The following is a 1,131-nucleotide window of genomic DNA, read 5'->3' as shown; positions in this document are numbered from 1 at the left end:
AGAATCGGCCGTGCATGCACGGCGGCGTGGATATTGGTGGCGCTCAGCGCAGGTGTGGTCGCAGTGGTCGGCATCACAGGCCTCCTGACGATCGGGTGCTGCGGTGCATGCGCCAGAGCAGGTAAGTGCCGCCCAGTGCGGCGGTGAGCACGCCCACCGGCAGCTCTTGCGGCGCCACCAGCCAGCGCGCCAGGATATCCGCGGCCAACAGCAGCACACCGCCCATCGCGGCGGCCAGCACGGTGCTGCGGCCATGGCCCACTTGCACCAGGCTGCGCACCAGGTGCGGGGCGGCCAGGCCGACAAAGGCGATCAGGCCAGTCTGCGCAACCGAGGTGCCGGTGGCCAGGGCCAGCACCGCCACCAGGCCATAGCGCAGCGGCGCCAGCGGCAAGCCCAGGCTGGCAGCGGTCGCCTCGCCCAGGGTCAGGCCATCAAGCACCCGGGCGCAGCACCAGGTGGCCAGCACGCAGACCAGCAGCACGGCGGCCATCAGCGCGCAGCCCTCCCAGCCGACAAAGGCCGAAGTGCCCAGGGTAAAGGCCTGCATGGCCTGCAGAATATCGGGGTGGCGCAGCTCCAGCAGATCGCGCATGGCGCCCAGCACCACGCCGACGATCACGCCGGCCAGCAGCAGGCGCAAGGTGTTTTGCACATTGCGCGCCAGCACCACCGTCAGCGCCACCGCGCAGGCGGCACCGACAAAGGCCATGCCGGTCGTGCCCAGGCGGTAGAGCAGATTGAGGCTGGTGACGGACGAGCCCAGCAGCACCAGGCCCAGCGCACTGCCCAGCGAGGCGCCGGAGGCACTGCCCAGCAAATAGGGATCGGCCAGCGGGTTGCGAAACAGGCCCTGGGCGACAGCCCCGGCCAGGCCCAGCAGGCCACCAGCGAGCCAGGCGCCCAGTGAGCGCGGCAGGCGGATATCAACCACGATCTGCCAGGAGGTGGGGTCATCGCGCATGCGCAGCACACTCTCCCAACCGGTGCTGCCGACGCTGGCGCCCACCAGCAGCAGCAAGGCGCTGAGCACCAGCAGCACCAGCGCCAGCCAGGCACTGCGGCGCAGGCCGGGCGCGGCCTCGCGCTGCGCTGCGGATGCGGGTGCAGAGCTGTGCAAAGCGGCCATCA

The 1,131-nt window shown here is 70.8% G+C and carries 1 protein-coding gene; it reads right to left on the bottom strand.

Annotated features, from left to right (window positions below; translation table 11 throughout):
• Positions 1–73: 73 nt before the first annotated feature.
• Positions 74–1,051: an iron ABC transporter permease gene (locus H928_RS0109580; RefSeq protein WP_027010768.1), complete on the bottom strand. Its 978-nt coding sequence runs from the start codon at positions 1,049–1,051 to the stop codon at positions 74–76.
• Positions 1,052–1,131 lie beyond the last annotated feature (80 nt).

This window comes from Comamonas sp. B-9 (assembly GCF_000410635.1).
In the GTDB taxonomy this organism is placed as follows: Bacteria; Pseudomonadota; Gammaproteobacteria; order Burkholderiales; family Burkholderiaceae_C; genus Comamonas.
Note: the sequence above shows the minus strand (reverse complement) of the source record. Positions and strands in the feature narration are given on the sequence as shown.